General features: G+C 57.5%; 15 protein-coding genes. 6 read left to right on the forward strand and 9 right to left on the reverse strand.

Features of this window, described 5'->3' with window-relative positions:
* Positions 1-117: 117 nt before the first annotated feature.
* The 4 genes from J2T60_RS04290 to fabB form a co-directional block, all read right to left on the reverse strand.
* A complete protein-coding gene (locus tag J2T60_RS04290) occupies positions 118-636 on the reverse strand; it encodes a phosphatase domain-containing putative toxin (protein WP_253445880.1) in 519 nt (172 codons plus the stop codon).
* Between the two features lie 38 nt (positions 637-674).
* The gene (locus J2T60_RS04295; RefSeq protein ID WP_253445883.1) at positions 675-2105 is read right to left on the reverse strand and encodes a phospholipase D-like domain-containing protein; all 1431 of its coding nucleotides are present in this window, start codon (positions 2103-2105) and stop codon (positions 675-677) included.
* 22 nt (positions 2106-2127) lie between these two features.
* Positions 2128-2661 carry a macro domain-containing protein gene (locus J2T60_RS04300; protein WP_253445886.1) on the reverse strand — a complete coding sequence of 178 codons (534 nt, stop codon included), beginning with the start codon at positions 2659-2661 and terminating at the stop codon, positions 2128-2130.
* Between the two features lie 64 nt (positions 2662-2725).
* Positions 2726-3943, reverse strand: a complete 1218-nt coding sequence (fabB, locus tag J2T60_RS04305) for a beta-ketoacyl-ACP synthase I (RefSeq protein WP_253445889.1) — start codon at positions 3941-3943, stop codon at positions 2726-2728.
* A 208-nt stretch (positions 3944-4151) separates the two neighbouring features.
* Here fabB and J2T60_RS04310 point away from each other — a divergent pair, with 208 nt between their 5' ends.
* Both J2T60_RS04310 and J2T60_RS04315 read left to right on the forward strand, forming a co-directional pair.
* Positions 4152-5582 (forward strand): aldehyde dehydrogenase family protein, encoded by a 1431-nt coding sequence (locus J2T60_RS04310; RefSeq protein ID WP_253445892.1) that lies wholly within the window; start codon positions 4152-4154, stop codon positions 5580-5582.
* Between the two features lie 5 nt (positions 5583-5587).
* Entirely contained in the window at positions 5588-6766 is a 1179-nt protein-coding gene (locus J2T60_RS04315) for a pyridoxal phosphate-dependent aminotransferase (RefSeq protein ID WP_253445895.1), read from the forward strand.
* Here J2T60_RS04315 and J2T60_RS04320 read toward each other — a convergent pair.
* Positions 6763-7662: an EamA family transporter gene (locus J2T60_RS04320; RefSeq protein WP_253445898.1), complete on the reverse strand. Its 900-nt coding sequence runs from the start codon at positions 7660-7662 to the stop codon at positions 6763-6765. The two genes, J2T60_RS04315 and J2T60_RS04320, sit on opposite strands and share 4 nt — an antisense overlap.
* 100 nt (positions 7663-7762) lie before the next feature.
* On the opposite strand from J2T60_RS04320, the gene J2T60_RS04325 reads away from it, so the two are divergent.
* Positions 7763-8320: a hypothetical protein gene (locus J2T60_RS04325; RefSeq protein ID WP_253445900.1), complete on the forward strand. Its 558-nt coding sequence runs from the start codon at positions 7763-7765 to the stop codon at positions 8318-8320.
* Between the two features lie 99 nt (positions 8321-8419).
* On the opposite strand, the gene J2T60_RS04330 is transcribed toward J2T60_RS04325, so the two are convergent.
* From J2T60_RS04330 to J2T60_RS04340, 3 genes are all read right to left on the reverse strand, one after another.
* Positions 8420-9103, reverse strand: coding sequence for a phosphate signaling complex PhoU family protein (locus J2T60_RS04330; RefSeq protein WP_253445902.1), 684 nt, complete (start codon positions 9101-9103; stop codon positions 8420-8422).
* 36 nt (positions 9104-9139) lie between these two features.
* Positions 9140-10294, reverse strand: coding sequence for a Na/Pi symporter (locus J2T60_RS04335; protein ID WP_253445905.1), 1155 nt, complete (start codon positions 10292-10294; stop codon positions 9140-9142).
* Positions 10295-10564: 270 nt separating this feature from the next.
* Positions 10565-11932 carry a leucyl aminopeptidase family protein gene (locus J2T60_RS04340; RefSeq protein WP_366518276.1) on the reverse strand — a complete coding sequence of 456 codons (1368 nt, stop codon included), beginning with the start codon at positions 11930-11932 and terminating at the stop codon, positions 10565-10567.
* A gap of 189 nt (positions 11933-12121) precedes the next feature.
* Here J2T60_RS04340 and J2T60_RS04345 point away from each other — a divergent pair, with 189 nt between their 5' ends.
* Genes J2T60_RS04345 through J2T60_RS04355 form a run of 3 tightly spaced genes read left to right on the forward strand, consistent with a single transcriptional unit; the run spans position 12122 to position 17887 of the window.
* Entirely contained in the window at positions 12122-13336 is a 1215-nt protein-coding gene (locus J2T60_RS04345; RefSeq protein WP_253445911.1) for an efflux RND transporter periplasmic adaptor subunit, read from the forward strand.
* On the forward strand, positions 13336-16461 hold the full coding sequence (locus J2T60_RS04350; RefSeq protein ID WP_253445914.1) for an efflux RND transporter permease subunit: 3126 nt from the start codon (positions 13336-13338) through the stop codon (positions 16459-16461). Before J2T60_RS04345 ends, J2T60_RS04350 begins: the two co-directional genes overlap by 1 nt.
* Before the next feature lies 1 nt (position 16462).
* Positions 16463-17887, forward strand: coding sequence for an efflux transporter outer membrane subunit (locus tag J2T60_RS04355; RefSeq protein ID WP_253445917.1), 1425 nt, complete (start codon positions 16463-16465; stop codon positions 17885-17887).
* A gap of 72 nt (positions 17888-17959) precedes the next feature.
* On the opposite strand, the gene J2T60_RS04360 is transcribed toward J2T60_RS04355, so the two are convergent.
* Positions 17960-20938, reverse strand: a complete 2979-nt coding sequence (locus tag J2T60_RS04360; protein WP_510184472.1) for a S41 family peptidase — start codon at positions 20936-20938, stop codon at positions 17960-17962.
* Positions 20939-20983 lie beyond the last annotated feature (45 nt).

Here is a 20983-nt window from a genome sequence, read left to right on the forward strand (position 1 = left end):
TAGGGCTGGAATGAGAGGTGGCACTCCCTTTGATTCACTGCCGGGTCAAGAACGTCCGAAGTCGAACTATATACGGCTTCGGGCATTGTGACTGCCATGGCCGGGTTCAGTTCCATGCTATTTCCATTTCTGCGCCATCAGGTATTTAAACTGATCCTCGCTCTGAATCGCCCCAGGCCTGGCCTGTCGGACTTGCCGAATAGCCGTTTCCGGCTCAACACCCTGCTCAATCAGCAATCGGGCGGCCACCGTACCGGTGCGCCCCAAGCCTGCCAGGCAATGGATGGTAATGCGGTGCCCGGCAGCCAGCTCCTCCCAAATCGCCTGCCCGGCGCTCTGCCAGGCGGATTCGAAGGCTCGGCCGGGAGCACAGAAATCCGGAATAGGGCAATGCCACCAGGCCAACCCCATGGCGTGAGCTTGCGAGGGCAAATCGGAGAGACCCAGCCAGGACAGTTCAGTCTGTTCGTTCAAGGTCAAAAGGCCCACTGCCCCCCAGTCGGAAATGGCCCGGAGATCGTCATGAAGACGGCGATGTCCGGTACTCATAATCAGATCACCGGTACCAGGGCAACGGCTCAAGCCCAACACGCCCTTCAGTGCTGGCATGGGCAGACTGTCAATACTCAGATACATGCGCAAACAGCCCCTCCATAGGCCAAGAAGACCATGCCTCAGAGATAAGGCGTCAACAATCGAGCCAGGCCGTTGCGCAAGCGTCTGGCCAGCGTAAAACGCTTTTGCCAGGTGCTATCAACGGCCTGACTCTCTACAAGGCAGTCGCGAAAGTGGGATTCCAGGGATTGCACGAACCATTCGTCATAGCATTCCAGATTGCACTCAAAATTAAGCGAGAGGCTGCGGGGATCCCAATTAGCCGAGCCGATCATGGCCCACTGCCCGTCCACAGTGAACAATTTACTGTGATCGAAGGGGCCGGGCCGAAAATGAAACTGAACGCCCCAGCGCATCATCGGGGCCAATTGTGCTTCGATGGCCCAGGACACCAAGGAGAGATTATTCTTCTCCGGCAGAATGACGTCCACTTGGACGCCCCTCAATGCCGCGGCACCCAGGGCATCCTGCAGGCTGGCATCCGGCAGGAAATAAGGCGTCATGATGGCAATGCGGTGTTGGGCGGCATTGAGCGCGCCCAGCAGGATTTGGCGAAGCGTGTCGTAGTTCTCATCCGGTCCATCGGCCACGATCCGAGCCAATGATGCCCCGGGCGTGCGGGGGATGGGAAAGAAAGCACGGTGTCGAAGGTCTTCCCCGACGGCGAACAGCCAGTCCTCGGCAAACACCGCCTGCATTTCCGAGACCACCGGCCCTTCCACCTCAAAATGAATATCCCGAATGGGGTGGTGCGTTGTTTCGTCCAATACGTTACCGGCGGCAATATTCATTCCCCCGATAAAGCCCTTGTGCCCATCCACTACCAGCAATTTGCGATGATTGCGAAGATTCATGAAACGAACCAGCCAAGGCAGCCGGGCCGGCATGAACTTGGCGGTGGGAATGGAATCGCGTTTTAACAGCCCTTCAATGCTGGGCATGGAGTAACGAAGGCCTACCGCATCCACCAGCACCCGAATTGCCACGCCTCTCTGCCGGGCCTCGGACAAGGCATCGACAAATTCGCGCCCCACCCGGTCGCGATTGAAGATATACGTACTCAGGGTGATGCTCTCGCGCGCAGAACGGATGGCGGTCAGCATGGCCGGATAGGCTTGGTCACCATTATGCAGGACGGTCAGGGTGTTGCCGCCCAGTAATGGCTGGCGAGCAACCCGATTCGACAGGCGGGACAGGGGCAGCAGGGACTGGGGGACAAATTGTTCCAGTACATTGGGCAGGTAGGCATCAAGATCCCGCTCCCCCTGAATACGGGGCAGCGTGCCTCTCAATGCATGGGCCCGGCGACGAATCCGGTTGATACCGAGTAGCAGATACAGCAGCGACCCCAGCAGGGGAGCAAGCCAGATAACCCCCACCCAGGCCACTGTGGCCCGATTGTCATTCTTGTAGAGGATGGCATGCCCAGAGGCCAGCATGGCCACGATCAGGGACAGAAGGGCAAGCCAGGTTGTTGTCCCGCCTATCACAGGGCGGTCTCCCCTCCGTCGCTCAGGCCATGCCGGCCAGGATTTCCTGATGCACTTGCAGGTCTAATTCCGAAAACAGGACAAAGCGGACCAGGCGCAGGGATGTGAGCGAAGACGCCCGGCGAACCACGGTCTGAAGGGCAATTCCGGCCGCCTCTCGAATGGGATAGCCAAATGCGCCGGTGGAAATGGCAGGAAAGCCCACGCTGCCCAATCCGGCTTCTTCAGCCCGGTCCATGGCGGCCTCATAGCAACGGACCAGCAACTCATCGGCTGGCTCATCCACGCCATAGACGGGGCCCAGACAATGGATTACATGGGCATTGGGCAGTTTGAAGGCTTCGGTGATCACAGCCTCACCGGGTCGTATGGGCGCCAGGGGGCGACAGGCCGCATCCAGGTCGGGGCCGGCCGCTCGGTGGATGGCACCGGCGACCCCACCTCCGATGGCCAGCTGAGCATTGGCCGCATTCACCACGGCATCCAGATCGTCCTGGCGGGTAATATCACCCCGCACCAGTTGCAGGGTCAGATTGCCGAATTGTTGTTCCTGCATGCTCGTCTCCACTGCCCATGACCCAATGAATATTGGTTACGCAAGGGTAGCAGCCTCGGCGGTCTTAATCTTCGAAGCGGCGGAAGATCAAGCTGGCGTTGGTGCCGCCGAAGCCAAAGCTGTTGGACATGACCGTATTCAATGAGACGTTGTCCTGCCGCTCGGCCACCACGGGCCGCCCTTCCGCCTCCGGATCCAGATTCTCGATATTGGCCGAGGCGGCGATAAAGCCTTCCTTCATCATGAGCAGGCTGAAAATCGCTTCATGTACGCCGGCGGCCCCCAGAGAATGCCCGGTCAGGGATTTGGTGGATGCCACGGGTGGGATATTGGCCCCGAAAACTTCGGACATGGCATCCAGTTCGGTGATGTCGCCCCGGGGGGTGCTGGTGCCGTGGGCATTGACGTAATCCACTGGTGTATCCACCGTGGCCATGGCTTGCTGCATGCAGCGAACCGCACCTTCCCCGCTAGGTGCAACCATATCGGCCCCATCCGAGGTCGCCCCGTAACCTACCAGTTCGGCAATAATGGGCGCTCCGCGCTCTCTGGCATGCTCCAGAGATTCCAACACCAGAATGCCACCACCACCGGCAATCACGAAGCCGTCCCGGTCCCGGTCGTAGGGACGGGACGCCTTTTCCGGTGTGTCGTTGTACTTTGAAGAGAGGGCCCCCATGCCGTCGAACATCAGGGTCATGGTCCAGTCCTCGTCTTCCCCGCCGCCAGCAAAGACCACATCCTGTTTGCCCAGCTGAATCTGCTCCATGGCATTTCCGATGCAGTGGGAGCTGGTGGCGCAGGCGGAGGAAATCGAATAGTTGATGCCCTTGATACCGAAAGCGGTGGCCAGGCAGGCGGAAGTAGTGCTGCTCATGGCCTTGGGCACCGTAAAGCTGCCCACCTTGCGGATACCCCGTTCTCTCAGAGTGTCGGCCGCCTTGATCAGCCAACCCACCGAGCCGCCCCCGGAGCCGGTGACCAGGCCAATGCGGGGGTCGGACAGTTGTTCCGGGTCCAGTCCCGCGGAGCGGGCGGCCTCTTCCATGGCCACATAGGCATAACCGGCCGCATCCCCCATGAATCGCAGGGGCTTGCGGGGTACCCGTTCGTTAAGGTCAATCTCCGGTCGCGCGGAAACCCGACTTCGCAACCCCAGTTCTTCGTATCGTTCGTTGAAGCGGATGCCGGAGCGGCCCTCCCGAAGAGAGTCCGTCACGGTGGTCAGATCATTACCCAGGCAGGAGACAATCCCCATGCCGGTCACCACTACGCGTTGCACAAGCGCCACCTTTCTGTTTGAGGTTGGAGGAAGAATTAGCCCACTATGATAACGCCCTGTTGCGTTGGGTGATAGGAATACTGTTTAAAACAGTCCCAACGACCGTTTGAGTGGCCTGGTCCGGGCCAGCCTGGATTGACGCCGAGTGGGCATATACGTCAAGTTGAGGACGAAAGCCCATCCATTGATCCGATCCGGGAGGTGAACCATGAGTACCCGCACAAGCAAGGCACCCAAGGCCAACGGTCGGATCGATGTGCTGGACCCTCAGGACGGCAGCCTGGTGGAAAGTATTCCCCGCTATGATGCAAAGGGCATGCAGTCGGCCATTGACCAGGCTGACGCCGCCCTGCCCCGGGCCCGCCGCATGCCGGTGCATGAACGGATGCGAGTCCTTTACGATGCCGCCGATTATGTGGATCGCCATCGTGGCGAATTTGCCGAAACCCTGTCCCGAGAGGGGGTCAAGACGATCAATGAAGCACGGGCCGAGGTGGCCCGGACCGTGATGACGCTGCGCCTCTCCGCCGAGGAGACCCGGCGAATCGTGGGCAACACCATTGCCTTTGATCAACGCCCCGGCAGTGAAAACCGCTTTGGTTATTCCCGGCGAATCCCAGTGGGCCTGATTGGAGCCATTACCCCCTTCAATGACCCCCTGAACCTGGTGGCCCACAAGGTGGGTCCGGCCATTGCCGGTGGCAATGCGGTGATCGTCAAGCCCCATGAAGCCACCCCCCTGTCCGCCATCAAGCTGCTGGAGGCTTTTCACGCCGCCGGCGTCGAGGAAGGGATATTCCAGGTTATTCCAGGTTACGGGGCCGATGCCGGGGATGCCCTGGTGGTGGATGAACGGGTGAGGATGATTTCCTTCACTGGAGGTCGCGAGACCGGAGAGAAAATCATGCAGCGGGCGGGCTTGAAGAAGTTCGGCATGGAGCTGGGGAGTAACTCCCCCACCATCGTGATGAATGATGCCGATCTGGAGCAAGCCATCCCCGCCATAATCGGAGGGGCGGTGGCGGCCGCTGGGCAGAATTGTTTGCATGTGCAGCGTCTGCTTCTACACGAATCCATTTATGAGACGGCCCGGGATCAATTTGTGGAGTCCATGGGCCGGATTCGCTATGGCGACAAGTATTCGGAAGACATGGACATGGGACCCATGATTGATCCCCAGGCCGCTGAACGGGTGGACAATTCGGTGCAAAAAGCCCTGCGGGACGGCGCCCGGCTTCTAACCGGCGGTCAGCGGCAAGGCAACTTCTACGCGCCCACGGTGCTGGAGGCCGTTCCCGATAACCACCCCATGGTCAAGGAGGAGATTTTTGGTCCGGTCACCAGCCTCCACGCCTTTCGCGATGAGGATGAGGCGATTGCCATTGCCAATAATGTGGATTATGGACTTCATGCCGGTGTTTTCACCAGCGATGTGGATGCCGCTTTCCGGGTGGCCGATGCTCTGGAGTGTGGCGGTGTCATGATCAACGATAGCAGTGATTACCGACTGGATGCCGCACCGTTTGGCGGGGTGAAGGGTTCCGGCATTGGCCGTGAAGGCGTGGGCTATGTGCTCAATGAAATGACCGAACCCAAGGTGTACTGCTTCAATATCCGTTTCCCCAAAGGCTGGACCTGAGAATCATGCTGGAAAGAATCAGAAGTGAGCGGGTTGCCCACTTGGTGCAATCCGATATTCGCGCCATGACCCAGCGCTGCGTTGAGGTCAATGGCGTCAATATGGGACAAGGCATTTGTGATACCCCGCCGCCTGGCGAGGTGATCCAGGGGGTGACGTTGGCTCTGGAGAAAGGGGCCAACCGCTATACCCGTTACGATGGCGTCAAGCGGCTGCGTCACGCCCTGTCAGAGCGGCTCGCTCGGGACAATACGCTGAATGTGGATCCGGAAACGGAAGTGGTGGTTACTGTGGGCAGCACCGGGGCCTTTGCTGCCACTGTTACTGCTCTTTGCAACCCCGGAGACCGCATCCTGCTTTTCGAGCCCTATTACGGCTACCACCTGAACACAGCACGGGTGGCGGGCCTGGAAGTGGATATGGTGCCCCTGAACCCGGCGGATTTCACATTGGATGAGCAGGCGCTGGAAGCCAAGGCCAAAGGTGCCCGTGCAATTGTGGTGAATACTCCGGGCAATCCCTCTGGTCGGGTGTTCACCCGGGATGAGTTAACGGCCATTGCCCAAATCTGCCAACGGCATGACCTGCTCTGCATTACCGACGAAATCTATGAGTACTTTCTGTATGACGATCATGCCCATATCAGCATGGCCACCCTGCCCGGCATGAAGGACCGCACCGTGACCATCTCCGGTTACTCCAAGACATTCAGCATTACCGGTTGGCGGATTGGCTTTGTGGCTGCGCCGCGGGAATTGGCCGAGCCCATCGGGCTGGTCAACGATATGTATTACGTGTGTGCCCCTTCCCCGCTCCAGTATGCAGTCGCCGACACTATCCAGGCCTTGGACCCCGACTTCTACCAGTCCCTGGCACGGGAATATCAGGCCAAGCGGGATCGCTTCTGCCAGTTGCTGGACCAGGTTGGTCTCACACCCCGGGTACCTGAAGGGGCCTATTATGTGCTGGCCGATATCAGCAGGCTTGGCTGCGAAACTTCCCACCAAGCGGCCATGACTCTCCTGGAGGAAGCGGGGGTGGCCACCGTGCCCGGGAGTGCATTTTTCAGTGGTCCCGATGGGGAGCACTGGACACGCTTCTGTTTCGGGCGTACCGATAAAACCCTGGAGGCGGCCGAGCGGCAGTTGCTTGAATGGGCGGAAAGAAGCAATAACGCTCGCTAGCTTCTGCCGCCAGGTTCAATTTCCCGGCCACGCCATTGGACCACGGCGAAACGGGAGAATCGGGCATTCAGCCACAATGACAGCGCAATGACCGCACTGCCCAGTGCCAGGCGCCCCAGGTCCGCTTCACGATTCCAGATCAGGATATTGACCACCAGACCGGCGGGGATCAGCACATTATTCATTACCGCCAAGGTACCTCCATCCACCAGACAAGCCCCCCGGTTCCAGAAAAACAGGCCGACCCCCGACGCGGCCAGGCCCAGCCAGAGAATCACGCCCCACTGCAGGGGGGTCTCAGGCAAGGCGGCGGCATCTCCGAAGACCCAGAAAGCTGGGCCGGAGACCAGGATGCCACCCAGGAAAAAGAGCCCGAAAAACCGCCAGGTGGGTCGCTGGGGTTGGTAATGCTGGATCAAATGCTTATAGGCCACCTGACCGGCCGCAAAACTGAAATTGGCCAGCTGGATCAGCAGAAAACCGCTCAGGTATTGCTCTGTGATCCCATCAAAGCGGATCAAAACCGCCCCGACTACTGCCAGGAGAGCCGACAGCAAGGCGATGGGGGCAAATCGCCGCCCCAGGGCATCATCCAGCAACGCCACATAAATCGGCGTCGCAACGGTGAAAAGCAGAATCTCCGGAACGGTCAAATAGGCAAAGGCGCGATACAGACATAGATAGGTCACCCCGAACTGGAGGGCCCCGGTGAGAATTACTCCCAGCCCAAGACCAAGCGGTAGCCCACGAATCCGGGTCAGCGGAAGAAATAGCAAAGCGGCCAGAACAACCCGGCTGAGCACGGCAAAATCGCTGTCGACTGCGCCCGCCAGGTAGACATCGATCAGGCTGAAGGAAAACGCCCAGAGTATTGTCACAAACAACAAATAAGCCATTCGGGAAAACCTACCCTCTTGATTGCTTTGAGCTCTGAGGTACCATCAGGCTGTGCCGCGAAAAGACGGTAACACTCAGGGAGTAAAAAAGGAGAAACGCATGAATTTTGCAAACCTTAAGAGAATTGCTGCCGGGTTGCTTGTTGTGGGAGTGCTTGCCGCCTGTGGCGGGCCCAGTCCCATTGAACATGTCGAGGGTAACCGGGCTTATACCCAGGTTAACCTCTGGTTCGATGGTAACCGAAGCATCGCCACCAACTACCAGGTCTCGACCCGGGTTCCCATTAACACGGAGGTGGAGATCCGTGACACCAGTGCGGATGTCATCGTAATTCACGTTCCGTCCATGAACCAGGACATTCATCTGGAGAATGTGCCGGGTTACACGGAATTGGATATAAGCGGCCTTTATGACCGTTATTTTGGGGATAGTCCGGCCGATCTCAGCGGCTTTGATGCCAGCACCCGGGAAGCCATCGAAAATGGTGAAGTTCGGGAAGGCATGAGCCGTGACGCGGTTCTCAAGGCCCGTGGCTATCCGCCGGCTCATGAGACGCCGACTCTAGATGAGGATCGTTGGACATACTGGCGTAATCGCTTCGCTCGCCAGATTGTCCACTTCTCCGGTGACGAAGTCTCGGAGCTGGAAGGCTTATGATCTAACAACCCGATCACGCCGGGTTTAAGAAAGGCCGGGTACGAGGTTATTTCCCGTCCCGGCCTTTCCTTTAGTCAAACCGAACTTTCCGGCCAAAGTTCAATGGTTGTTCTTTTTTTCGTCCCGGAAGAAATCCAGGTCATCCACCTGCCCCTGCAATGCGGTGGCAACATTGGAGAGATGGGCTACCACGCGCTTGTAGTGACGAGCCAGTAAGGAATAGGCCACTGCTTCGTGGACCTGTATCTGTCCCTCATCCTTGAAGAGGTCCATGATGATCTGATCACAGCGTCCCCGAATGGACTTGGCTTGCTTGATCGCCCTTTGCGCCGGCTCCTCATTGGAGTCCCGGCATGCCTCGGATACCAGCTCGAAAATGTCCCGAGTCTCGTTGGCAACCTCATCCAGCGGTTCCTGGAAACGAGCGTCGTGAAAACCTTCGGTGTAGAACTGCCCTACTTCAAAGACATTCTTGCAGTAGTCCCCAATCCGCTCAGCATCTTTTGCCACGCTCATCAGGGCCAGGCACACCGCCACATCATAGCCCGGGTTGACCGTCAAATAGCGAAGCACCTTCCGCCGGATGGAACGCTCCAGCTCATTGATGGCCCGGTCCCGCTCATAAATGCTTTCACTTACCGCCTGGGCCGGAACCTTACTGTGCAATACCTCATTGGCCCGGAGGAACATCCATTCCCCGTGGTCCAGCATCTCACCCAATTCCGAAAAGGCATTGTCGATGGTGGTCTCGGACTGCAGGGCACTCAGAATCTCACGAAACATCGCACTCTCCGTATTTGGCCTTGCCGGCCAAATGACTTAACGGTGGACAAAAAACAGCTCGGTGACGGCAATGCCCACCAGCGGTACAAGCAAGAATACCAAGAACAGGAAGAAGAAGGCATACCGTGGGGATTTGGATGCCAGCTTCCCGTACCAATTGGCGATTCTCATGGGTACGATCCGCAAGGGATACCACAAGGCGGTCCCGAACAGATTGAACAGCACGTGAACCAGTGCCACGGTCACCGCGGCATTTACCGGATTTGCCGTGGCGGCCAAAACACTAGTAACGGTAGTCCCCAGATTGCTTCCCATCATGAAGGGCAGCAGCCGTTTCATGGGGACAACGCCCGCACCGGCCAGGGGCACCATGAGGCTGGTGGTAATGGTACTGGACTGAACCATCACCGTGGAGAAGGCACCGATGCCGTAGGCCCGAATATCGGTACGAAAGAAATAGGTCCGGAAAAGCCCATCCATGTGCCGCAGCAAGGCCCCGCGAAGGTTCTTAACCATGAAAACCAGGGCAACAAACATCAGCAACAGCCCCAGGCCGGCCACAAGCAGGCCCTGGGTCAGGGTGCTGGGCATCAAGAAGCCACCCAGCCATTCGGCCAGATCAACCATTGGCCGGGTGATCACTTTCACGGGACTGTTGGGGTTGGCCACGGGCTCCATGCCGATCCAGTCAGCCATGGTATTGGCAATCCGAGTTATAAAACCCCGGCCGCTGTCATGGAATAGTCCGCTGATCCATTCCAACGGGAAAAGCACGGCCACCGTCAAAAGGTTGAACAAATCGTGAATCAGGGCGGCCGTGAAAGAGCGGCGGAAATTGCGCCGGATGCGCAAATTGGCCAGCGCTACCACTACCGCTGTCACCGAGGTGCCGATATTCGCCCCCATGATGGCGAATACCGCCGTACCCAGGGTCATCTCTCCGGTGGCCACCAGGGTGACGATTAAGGCCGTGGTAAAGGAAGAGCTTTGGACAATGGCGGTAACCAGCACCGCCCCCATCAGTGCGATGAAGGGGTTCTCGCCATAGGCGAAGGCACGGACGAGCCAGTCGCTCTCGCCGCCGAAGGTGCCCAGGCCGGCCCCCATGATGTTCAGCGCCGAAAGGAAGAAGTAGAGACAGAAAGCCGCGTAGAGTCCGCGAAGCCAGGCAGGCACTTCTTGGCGGTCCATGCTCCGACTCAGAGCAGGCGGTTGGGATTGGGCCATAGATCAACACCAGAGCGGCTTTTGACCGCGTTTTTCCTTAGGGGAACTGAACTGGAATCGATTCGGCCCGATCCCCCGCGGGGCAAGCCCCACGACCGTAGCCGAGTACGGCGGGAACCGTACCCAAGCCCGCGGGGAATCGCAAGCCTTTTATGACAGCAGAGTAACAATGGTCACGACCCTGTCATCCCACTGTCATCTCCCTGTCATATTTGCACCGATTGTCCCGATCTGTCAGCCGGGATGATTGTACTGTTGCTTGAGCCAAGTCCAAACGGCCCGCAAGCCCTGGGCCTCCCCACCGGCCGGCCGTCCGGGGCGATCCCCGAGGTTCCAGGCGTAGATGTCCAGGTGATACCAGTCCACCTTTTCGTCCACGAAATCATCCAGGAACAGGGCAGCAGTAAGGCTACCACCCTGGGGGGTGGTGCCGGTATTGGATAGATCAGCCAGCGCCGGCTGGATCTGGCGCTTGTAGGGTTTGTACAGAGGCATGTGCCAGAGCGGGTCTTCCTGTTCAAAGGCAATATCTTGCAGCGACCGGGCCTGGGCTTGATCCCGGGCATACACCGGCGGCAGGTCTTCCCCCAGGGCGATGCGTGCGGCCCCGGTCAGGGTGGCAAAATCAATCACCCGCTCGGCCCCTTCCTCGCAGGCCAATGTCAGGGCATCGGAGAGAATGACCCGCCCTTCCGCATCAGTATTGCCGATCTCCACGGTGGTCCCCTTGCGGGTAGAGATGATATCGGACGGACGGTAGGCATTGCCTGCGATGGCGTTCTCAACCGCCGGAATATAGACCCGAAGGTTCACCGGAAGGCCCAGCGCCATGATAATCCGGGCCAGACCAATCACATGGGCGGCCCCGCCCATGTCTTTCTTCATCAGCACCATGCCGGCACCGGGTTTGATGTTGAGACCGCCGGAGTCAAAAATCACGCCCTTTCCGACCAACGCCAATGGAGGGTGCTCAGGATTCCCCCACTCAAGCCGCGCCAGCCTGGGCCCACGGGAAGCGGCTTGGCCCACCACATGAACCGCCGGGAATTCCCGCTCCAGCTCCTCGCCTTCATACTCCCGGAAATCGGCCGAAAATTCCTCGGCGAGCTCCCCCAGTGTATTGGCAAGCTCGGCCGGGCCCAGGTCGATGGCCGGCGTATTGACCAGATCCCGGACCTGAGTGGCGGCCTGAAGCAGGACCTCCACTTCCTGCTTCAGCCCCCCATCAAGTACTAGCCGCGCTCTGGGATACTGCTGCTGCTTGTACCGATCAAAGCGGTGGCAAGCCAAGCCCCAGCCTAGCGAGGCCCGCATCCGGCGATCGCGGTTCCAGTTGGCGTCCAGATAGTAATCGCCTTCCGGCAGCGAGTTCGGTAGGTCTGCCAGGGCCCATATTCCGGAAACCTCATCCACCCCAAGTAGTACAGCTGCCGGGCGTCCTTTGGTGCTTGGCACCAGCACATGGCTACCGGATTCACCCTCGAAGCCGGACAATCGCACCCATTGGGCATCGGCTTCACTGGCCTGATCCAGCCAGGTGTTCAATCCGGATTTGTCCAAGGGAATAATTGGGCACTTCTGGTTACTGGACTGGACGAACATAGTATCGGACTCCGTGATTGGATGACTCGCGATAGGATACCGCAAGGCGGGCCGGTCTTGGATATCAGACGGCTGCCGCAGTCTGCCAACTCGCTGTCTGGGGGGGATTAGAGCGACATTGTCTGGTAAACTCGAAAAATATATGCCCGATTTCCCAAGCCGTGTATGCCAATCAGGACTTCTTCCAACATGCCCCGCCAATTCAGGATATTATTGAATCCACACTACCTCCTGCTGCTGATAGCAGCCATCAGCCTTGTATTCCTATCGGCCTGCGCCTCTGAATCTGACGAAGAGAGCGTAGAAAATGAAGAACGTGTGTTTGAACTGCCTGTTCGCGAAATAGAATACCGCACCCCTGTCATCAATCGAACTTATCCTGGTCGAACAGAGGGAATGCGATGGGTTGAAGTGCGGGCTCAAGTCTCGGGCGTGCTTCAGCAACGAACCTATAGCGAGGGCGACCTGGTAGAGCGGGATGATGTTCTCTTTCACATTGATCCCAATCGTTACTCGGTCGAGGTCCAGCAGGCATCTGCTGAACTTGAGCGGGCGCGGGCTGCCGAGCGCCAAGCAGAGCGGGAGTGGCAGCTGGTCTCAGGGCTTTATGAGGAAGATGCCATCACGGAACGGGAACGAAATGAGACCCTATCTCAGCTGGAAACTGCCCAGGCCAATGTTGCCCTGACTGAGGCCGCCCTTGAAGCGCGGCAAATTGATCTGAACTACAGCCAGGTGCGAACCCCTATTGAAGGCATTGCGGGAATGGAAGAACGTTCTGAAGGTAATCTCATTCAGGCCGGTGATCTCCTGACCACAGTAGTCCAGATGGATCCTATTCAGGTCCCCTTTTCCATACCCGAAGACCATATCCGTGCATTTGGCAGCCAGATCCGTAATGCTACCGTTGATGTATTCATGACCCTCCCTGACGGACACCAATATGGTATGCCGGGCCGGGTAGATTTTGTCGGTAGTCGAGTAGACGAACAGACGGGTACGGTGAACATGCGTGCCGTCTTCCCCAATCCGGATGGCGAAATCATTCCCGGCCAGTTCGTCCGCCTCACCTTGTCCCAGTTACTCTTGGAACGGGTTATTCGTGTGCCACAACGGGCAGTTGTCCGGGGGCGCCACGGGCCCATGATCTATGTTCTTGATGACGAAGATCGAGCCCTTCAAAGAAGTGTCCGGCTGGGAGCAGAACTGGAAGATCAGGTGGTTATTGTGGATGGTCTAGTGGAAGGAGACCGGGTTGTGGTCGATGGACTGGGGTCTTTGTCCGAGGGGCAGAAGGTGGATCCCGAACCCGAGGAAACTGAAGAAAGCACTGAACCTGAACAAGAAGGCGACGATCGCGAGCAAAAGTCCACTGACGAAAATAACTCGGAAGGTGAAGACTGATGTTGAGGTTTTTCGTAGACCGGCCAGTCTTTGCCTCAGTTATCTCCATCATCATTGTCATTGCCGGGTTAGCAGCTCTGCGTGAACTACCTGTCCAACAGTATCCCGATATCCTGCCACCCCAGGTCACTGTCTCCGCCAGCTACCCGGGGGCGAATGCAGAAACCATTGCCGATACAGTGGCGGCACCTATCGAAGCGGCAGTCGACGGTGTGGACGGCATGGTCTACATGCAGTCTCAGTCTACCGATGACGGCTCAATGGATCTGGTGATTACTTTCGAAGTGGGTACGGACCCAGACTTGGCGGCAATCAATGTCAGCAATGAGGTGGATAGCGCCATGGGCCGGCTTCCAGATGCAGTCCGGGATCAAGGTCTGGGCATCGAAAAGCGCTCTCCCTCCATGCTGCAAATGATCACATTCAGCTCCCCGGATGGCAGCCTGGACCCGGAATTCATCAGTGATTATGTCTGGCGCAACGTTTACACAGAGATTCGCCGCTCCCCTGGTGTTGGCGACCAAACCTTTTTTGGCGCCCGAATCTATTCCATGCGTATCTGGCTGGAACCGGATGCCATGGCTGAATATGACATCCTGCCCTCGGATATCGCGGCCGCAGTGGAAGAACAGAATGCTCAATATGCTGCTGGGGCCTTTGGCAGTGAACCTGCCGATCCATCCATTGACTTCACCTATTCGGTGATTACGCCGGATCGTTTGTCGGAACCAGCAGAGTTCGAACGAATCATCTTGCGGAGTCAACCCGATGGTTCCGCCTTACGACTCGGCGATGTTGGCCGCGTTGAATTGGGTGCACAGAACTATCATTTCCGGGCCGAGCAGAATGGGCAGGAGACCGTGCCCGTGGGGATTTACCTCCAGCCAGGCGCCAATGCGGTGGAAACCGCCACCGGTATTGCCCAGCGTTTGGATGATATTTCACACCAATTCCCCGAGGGACTCGAATACGATATCCCCTTCGATACAACGGTCTTCATCGAAGCATCACTGAACCGGGTGTTCACCACATTATTGATCGCTGTCATTCTGGTGGTCTTGGTGGTTTACCTCTTCCTTCAGAAATTGCGGGCCACATTTATTCCCATCATAGCTGTTCCTATTTCCCTGATTGGCACTTTGGTGGGCATGTATCTTCTGGGATTCTCCCTCAACATGCTCACGTTATTCGGACTGGTGCTCGCAATTGGGATCGTGGTGGACAATGCGATTATCGTGCTGGAAAACACTGCCCGAATCATGCGGGAGAAAGCCTGTTCGCCGAGGGATGCAGTTCTGGATACCCTGGATGAAGTGGCCGGACCTATTCTCGCCATGACCCTGGTTACCATCGCTGTTTTCCTTCCAGTGGCCTTCATTGGCGGATTCAGTGGCCAGATGTATCAGCAGTTTGCCATCACCATTTCTGTTTCCATGGCCATTTCGGGGGTAGTAGCCTTAACTCTCAGTCCAGCCCTTTGTGCACGCCTGCTCGACGCTCAGCCGAAAGAACCGGCTCGACCTTTTCAGTGGTTTAATACCAGTTTTGAGCGGTTGACCCATGCCTATGTAGGTGGTGTGAACTACTTTCTGAATCACTGGCTTCAGGGCTTGGCCATCTTTCTACTCATGATTGTCGCCATCATCGTCCTCTTCCGAATCGCACCGGGCGGACTGGTTCCCGAGGAAGATCAAGGCTATCTCTACGCATCAGCAGAATTGCCTCCGGCTTCTTCCCTAAGCCGTACCCAGGAAAGCATGGCCAAGCTGTCATCCATTATCCAAGCTTATCCCGAAGTCGAGAATGCAGTGGCTTTCTCAGGCCGTAGTCTGGATGCCGGTGGATCGCAAAGCTACTCAGGTACAGCCTATGTCACGCTAAGTCATTGGGACGAGAGATCTGGCCGAGGTCAAAGTAGCGATGCTGTTATGCGGCGCCTCCAAGAGGATGGGCTTGATGTCACCGAGGCATCCATTTCCGCTTTCAACCCGCCGCCCATCAGTGGAATTTCGACAACCGGCGGCTTTACTGCCTATTTGCAAAGTCGGCAAGGTGATGATGTAAGTACTTTACTTGCGGTAACGGAAGACGTAATTGAAGCCGCCAATGAGAGGCCAGAACTCAGTAATGTCCGCACTACCCTATCCACGGAAGTCCCCCGTTATGAAGCGGATGTTGACAGAGAGTTAGCTTGGGCCTTAGACGTTCCTCTCAGTGATATCTTCGATGTGATGCGCAGCACCTTCGGTCAGGTCTACATCAATGATTTCAATATGGGCGGCCGGGCCATGCGGGTTCATATGCAGGCCGAAGCGGAATATCGTCAACGTCCAGAAGATCTGGATCGAATTTATGTGCGTTCCCGTAGCGGCAACTTGGTTCCGATTTCAACGCTGGTTAGCATTGAGGCATCACAAGGGGCAGATTTGGTAGAGCGTTTTAATGTCTTTCCCGCTGCTCGCATCATGGGCGACCCTGCCGAGGGCTATAGTTCAGCCCAGGCCATTGCAGCCCTGGAAGCGGTTGCCGATGATGAGTTATCCGACGCCTATCTCTTGAGTTGGACCGGTGCGGCCTATCAGGAACGAGAAATGTCCGGCGCTGCCACCCTGGCTTTCGTCCTGGGCGTGGTGATGGTCTTGCTCATTCTGGCTGCCCAGTATGAGCGCTGGACCCTGCCCTTCGCCGTGATGACAGTTGTCCCTTTTGCCGTGTTTGGTGCCCTTGTAGCCATCTGGCTCACTGGATTGGAAAATAACATCTACTTCCAAATTGGTCTATTGGTCCTAGTGTCGTTGGCTGCCAAGAATGCCATTCTGATTGTGGAATTCGCACTGCAACAGCAGAAGACGGGCATGGGCTACCGGGAAGCAGCTCTGGAAGCAGCTCGATTGAGGTTCCGTCCAATTATCATGACCGCAATATCGCTGATACTCGGCAGCCTACCTCTGGCATTGGCCACAGGAGCGGGGGCTAACAGCCAGCATTCCATCGGCGTGGGCATCATCGGCGGCATGCTGAGCGCGACTTTCCTGGCCGTACTTTTCGTTCCCATGTTTTATTACCTAATCATGAGTGGCGTGGACAAACTGAGCGGCAAGACCACAACCTCGGAGGCAGTCTGAAATGGGCCGGGCTCACCGTCACATATTTGTCCTTGCCTTGCTGGTCTTGCTTGGTGCTTGCAGTCTGAGCCCGGAATATCAGCGTCCCGATCTGCTGCTACCGGAGGAATGGCCAACCGACGAATCCGAACTGGACCGGGAGCAAGGGCCCGACGTATTAACTGACTGGTGGACTCGATTCGACGATCCCCAGCTAAATGAACTTGTAGAACACGCCTTGGAAGAAAATCCAGACCTGGAAATGGCCGCCGCACGGGTAGCGGAAGCTCGTGCCGTCCTGGGAATGGGCCGGGCTGAACGTTTGCCTCGTCTGGACCTGGAAGCTGAGTTGGAGCGGGAAAACCCGGGTGAATCGGGCGATTGGGAAACCGATTTGGAAATTGCCGCCGCCCTGAGTTACGAAGTGGACTTGTGGGGGCGCCTTGCACAGGCCAGCGAATCAGCCCGGGCACAGTTGCTCTCGACAGCCTATACCCGTGATGCCATCCGCTTGACCATTATCAGTGATGTGATCAGCCATTACTTTCAGTTGCGGGCCGCTCAGGACCAGATTCGTATCACCAGAGACACCATCCAGACTCGTGAAGAAGCGTTGGAGCTGGAACAGATTCGCCGCCGCGCCGGTGCGGCTACTCAGCTGGCATTGCGGCAAGCCGAAGCAGAACTGGAAACCAGCCGTGCTGAATTGCCGGGTCGATTGGCCGAGGCACGGCAGTTAAGCCGTGCATTGGCGATTCTGGTGGGTCGGGATGATGAAGTCATGTCCGGCCTAGAAGCCATGGACGATAACCAGGGGCTGCCGGACTTGAATGGCGACCTAGCACAGCTCCCAGCCTATATCCCGGCCCGCCTGCTGGAATATCGTCCTGATATTCAAGCGGCCGAATATGCTCTGATTGCCACAAACGCCGACATTGGTGTGGCTCGGGCCAATTGGTTTCCTCGCATTAATCTAGTGGCCGCACTCGGCACCGCTGCCAGCTCCGGCAGCAGCTTGTTCACAAGTGCAGCCCAATTGGAATCTCTGACGGGAGAAATTACCGCTCCCATACTGGACTTTGGACGGCGTGCCGCCGATGTGGAAACGGCCGAGGCGCGTAAGGAGTTGGCCGAAATTCAATATCGTTCCACCATTCTGGAGGCTTTTCAGGAGGTGGCGGATGCCTGGACACTGATGACCACCGCGGAAGAGCAACGTCGGGTCAGGGAGCGGGAAGTGGATGCCCGTCTGGAAGTGACGGACCTGGCGGTAACCCGATATGTTGGTGGCTATACGGAGTACCTGGAAGTCCTGGATGCTCGGCGGGCATTATTTGACGCTCAGATTGCCCTTACCGAGGCCGAACGGGACCGTCTCGTGGCTGAAGCCAACCTCTATCGCGCATTGGGGGGGAGTTGGGCCGAAGAAATCCCCACACCGGACTGAATTATTGGCGAAGCAGTCCTTCGGGGCCGCCGGCGAAAAGCTGTCACATTCCGCCGGCGGGTACTCGGTTCATCAACGCCCGGGCTGGGTAGGCAATGGCGGTTGCTCCCGCGGAATATCATCCTCGTACGTTTCCAGTTGCTCAAGGATGGTATCAATCGCCTCTTCCAGCTGGCTGTCCCGGCCCTGGTTGGTGGCGATGGGATCGAGTTCCACGTGGATATCCGGCGCCACACCTTCATTTTCGATAGACCAGTTGTTATCGGTATCGATGAAGCGGAAATGGGGCACGGTCATGAAACCGCCATCCATAAGCGACGGATTGCGGGAAATTCCGATCAGCCCGCCCCAGGTGCGGGTCCCTAGCAGTTTGCCGATATCCAGCTCGCGAAACGCATAGGGCATGAAATCCCCGCCCGAACCGGCATCCTGGTCGATCATCATCAATTTTGGTCCATGCAGGGCCCCAAAGGGGGTGCTGGACATCTTCCCTTCCCGGTAGGCCCAGTTGGCAAGGTGACGGCGGCTCAGTACTTCGGTGATGTAGTTGGCTGCCTGCCCGCCCCCATTGGCCCGCTCATCGATAATCAGGGCCTCCTTGTCCAGCTGAGCATAGAACATGCGATTGAAGAAAGCATAGCCATCATCGGCGGTATTCGGCAGGTAGATATATCCCACCCGACCATCGGTGGCCTCCTCAACCGCTTTACGATTGGATTCCACCCAGGCCCAGAGTCGCAGACGATTCTCGGATGAAACCGGCTCAACGGTGATCTCACGGGCATTGCGTCCGTTAGCATTGGGCCCCACCCGAAGCGTGACCTGTTCATCCACGGTGTTCTTCAATCGCTGGAAGATATTCTCGTCGGCATTCAGCTCCCGACCGTTAATGGCGATGATGTACTCCCCCTCCTCCGCTTTGTGACCCGGTACCGCCAGGGGGCCCCGCAGGAAGGGATTCCAATTCTCGCCGGTATAAATGCGATCAATCCGGTAGCGACCATTGGAAACGGACAGATTGGCGCCCAACAGTCCGGTCTCGGGACTGGATACCCGGTGGATATCACCGCCGCCCAAGCGATTATGTCCGGCGTGAAGCTCGGCAATCATCTCGATCATCAGATCATTGAGATCCTCACGTCGGCCAACATGCTCCAGAAGCGGCCGGTATTGCTCATAAACCGCATCCCAGTCCACACCATGCAGATTCTCGGCATAGAAGAAATCCCGCTGCATGCGCCAGGCCTCGTCGAAGATTTGGGTCCATTCCTTCATGGGATCGACTTCCAGGCGCAAATCACTCAGATTGACCGTCTCTGGCTCAATCTCCCGATTGATCTCGGCTACTGCCAGGCTGCCATTGACCATCTGGAGCAAGAGATGGCTGCCGGCCGCACTGATATCGAAACCGGTAAGGCCACTGATCATGGAGGTTTCCTGGCGTTCTTCGAAATCAAAGCGCTTGAGGCGGTTTTCGGTCAAGGCTGTGGCGCCAGGCGGTTCCCGGGTAACGCCGGGTTGAATCCGGTGCATATAGAAAAGACTGCCATCCTTGGCCACCTGGAGGTCGCCATAGTTGCCTTCGGCAACACCCAGGGCAACGGTCCGCTCCAGCAGGCCCTGGAAATCAATCCGGGTTTCCACCTCCTCTTCCTCTTCCTCGCCTTTATTGACCGTCTCGTCTCCAGTGCCGGGCAGCAATGGTGAGGCATGATCGTCCTGCAACACGATGGCATAGAGGCCAGCCCGGTAAGGCCTTTCCTGACTGCTCATATCCAGACCGAACTGCAGGGGGCCGGAATTGGTGGAGGCAGCAAAATACAGGTGTTTGCCATCTCGGCTGAATACGGGCGAGGCCACGTCTGCCATGCCATCACTCAGTGGATAGGCTTCATTGCGCTCGAAGCTATAGACCTTCAAATCGCGATAATAATTGGCTTGTCGCTTAGTGTAGGCCAGCCAAGTCCCGTCCGGAGAAAGCGCCAGATCAATGCCGCCCTCCCGGGTTCCGGTATCCACCTGAGTGGTCTGGCCACGATCAAGGTCGATGTAATGCAGTCCCTGGCGGTTATCGGTGTAGATGATTCGGCTGTTCTCTGCATCCCAGGCCCGCAGGGTATAGAACTCTGGACCAAGCTCGAAGCGTTCCTGCTCGCCCCGCCCCGTCTGATCGCTAATCACCAGGGTCTGCCCTTCCAGGGATTCCTCAAGCCAAGCCACCTGGGCCCCATCCGGGGACCAGGTGGCGGTGTATTCCCGAATACCACCGGTATTGCTGAGATTACGAGTCGATCCCTCATCCACCGGCACGGTAAACACCTCACCGCGGGCGGTCACAATCAGCCGCTTGGCCTGGGGTGAAATACGGGCATGCTGGATATTATTGCTGGCATCCTTCCATTCGACCCGGCGTTGGGGCAGATCCGGCTTGATGTGGACGGAGAGCATGCTAACTTCCCCGTTTTCCAGGTCCAGTTCATGCAGCCGACCACCGGCTTCATAGACAATATGGCTGCCATGGCCACTGGCCCAGCGGATATCCCAGTCGTCTTGCTCGGTGAGCTGCTCAATGGTTTCCGAATCGCTGTCAAAACGGAAGAGATTGAAGCGCTTGTCAGCACGATCGGACACGAAATACACATCCCCGTCCAACCAAAAGGGCTCGATGTCGTTGACGCGCTCCCCTTCGATGTTGGTGACGGAATCAGACGCGGAATTCAGAATACGAATGGAGGGGGTTGTGCCGCCGCGATAGCCGCGCCAGCCAGCTGATCCCCCGTAGAGACCGTTATAGGCAGGACCAAAGTCGATATAGGCAAGCCGGTCCCCACTCTCGTCCCATTGGCCCCGGAAAAATCGGGCTTCCATTTTCTTTTCCGGTGCTCCGCCGGCCACTGAAATATGAAATAGCTGGCCAGAGCGGCCATGATCGGTTTCCCGGTTTGAGACAAAGGCGACCGATTCACCATCCGCACTCCAGCCGACCGGCGTGTCATTGCCAGGATGCCAGGTCAATTTACTGCATCTGCCCGGAAGATGCCAGATAGTCACGCCGGTGGGGCGCCCGCTTTAGGCGACCCTTTAACTGGCCCAACG

Source organism: Natronospira proteinivora, from assembly GCF_024170465.1.
In the GTDB taxonomy this organism is placed as follows: domain Bacteria; phylum Pseudomonadota; class Gammaproteobacteria; order Natronospirales; family Natronospiraceae; genus Natronospira; species Natronospira proteinivora.

Excerpts from the sequence above, each read along its gene's own strand:
- J2T60_RS04290 (WP_253445880.1), bottom strand. The coding sequence starts at position 636 with ATGTATCTGAGTATTGACAGTCTGCCCATGCCAGCACTGAAGGGCGTG.
- J2T60_RS04300 (WP_253445886.1), bottom strand. The coding sequence starts at position 2,661 with ATGCAGGAACAACAATTCGGCAATCTGACCCTGCAACTGGTGCGGGGT.
- J2T60_RS04310 (WP_253445892.1), top strand. The coding sequence starts at position 4,152 with ATGAGTACCCGCACAAGCAAGGCACCCAAGGCCAACGGTCGGATCGAT.
- J2T60_RS04315 (WP_253445895.1), top strand. The coding sequence starts at position 5,588 with ATGCTGGAAAGAATCAGAAGTGAGCGGGTTGCCCACTTGGTGCAATCC.
- J2T60_RS04320 (WP_253445898.1), bottom strand. The coding sequence starts at position 7,662 with ATGGCTTATTTGTTGTTTGTGACAATACTCTGGGCGTTTTCCTTCAGC.
- J2T60_RS04325 (WP_253445900.1), top strand. The coding sequence starts at position 7,763 with ATGAATTTTGCAAACCTTAAGAGAATTGCTGCCGGGTTGCTTGTTGTG.
- J2T60_RS04330 (WP_253445902.1), bottom strand. The coding sequence starts at position 9,103 with ATGTTTCGTGAGATTCTGAGTGCCCTGCAGTCCGAGACCACCATCGAC.
- J2T60_RS04335 (WP_253445905.1), bottom strand. The coding sequence starts at position 10,294 with ATGGACCGCCAAGAAGTGCCTGCCTGGCTTCGCGGACTCTACGCGGCT.
- J2T60_RS04340 (WP_366518276.1), bottom strand. The coding sequence starts at position 11,932 with ATGTTCGTCCAGTCCAGTAACCAGAAGTGCCCAATTATTCCCTTGGAC.
- J2T60_RS04345 (WP_253445911.1), top strand. The coding sequence starts at position 12,122 with ATGCCCCGCCAATTCAGGATATTATTGAATCCACACTACCTCCTGCTG.
- J2T60_RS04350 (WP_253445914.1), top strand. The coding sequence starts at position 13,336 with ATGTTGAGGTTTTTCGTAGACCGGCCAGTCTTTGCCTCAGTTATCTCC.
- J2T60_RS04355 (WP_253445917.1), top strand. The coding sequence starts at position 16,463 with ATGGGCCGGGCTCACCGTCACATATTTGTCCTTGCCTTGCTGGTCTTG.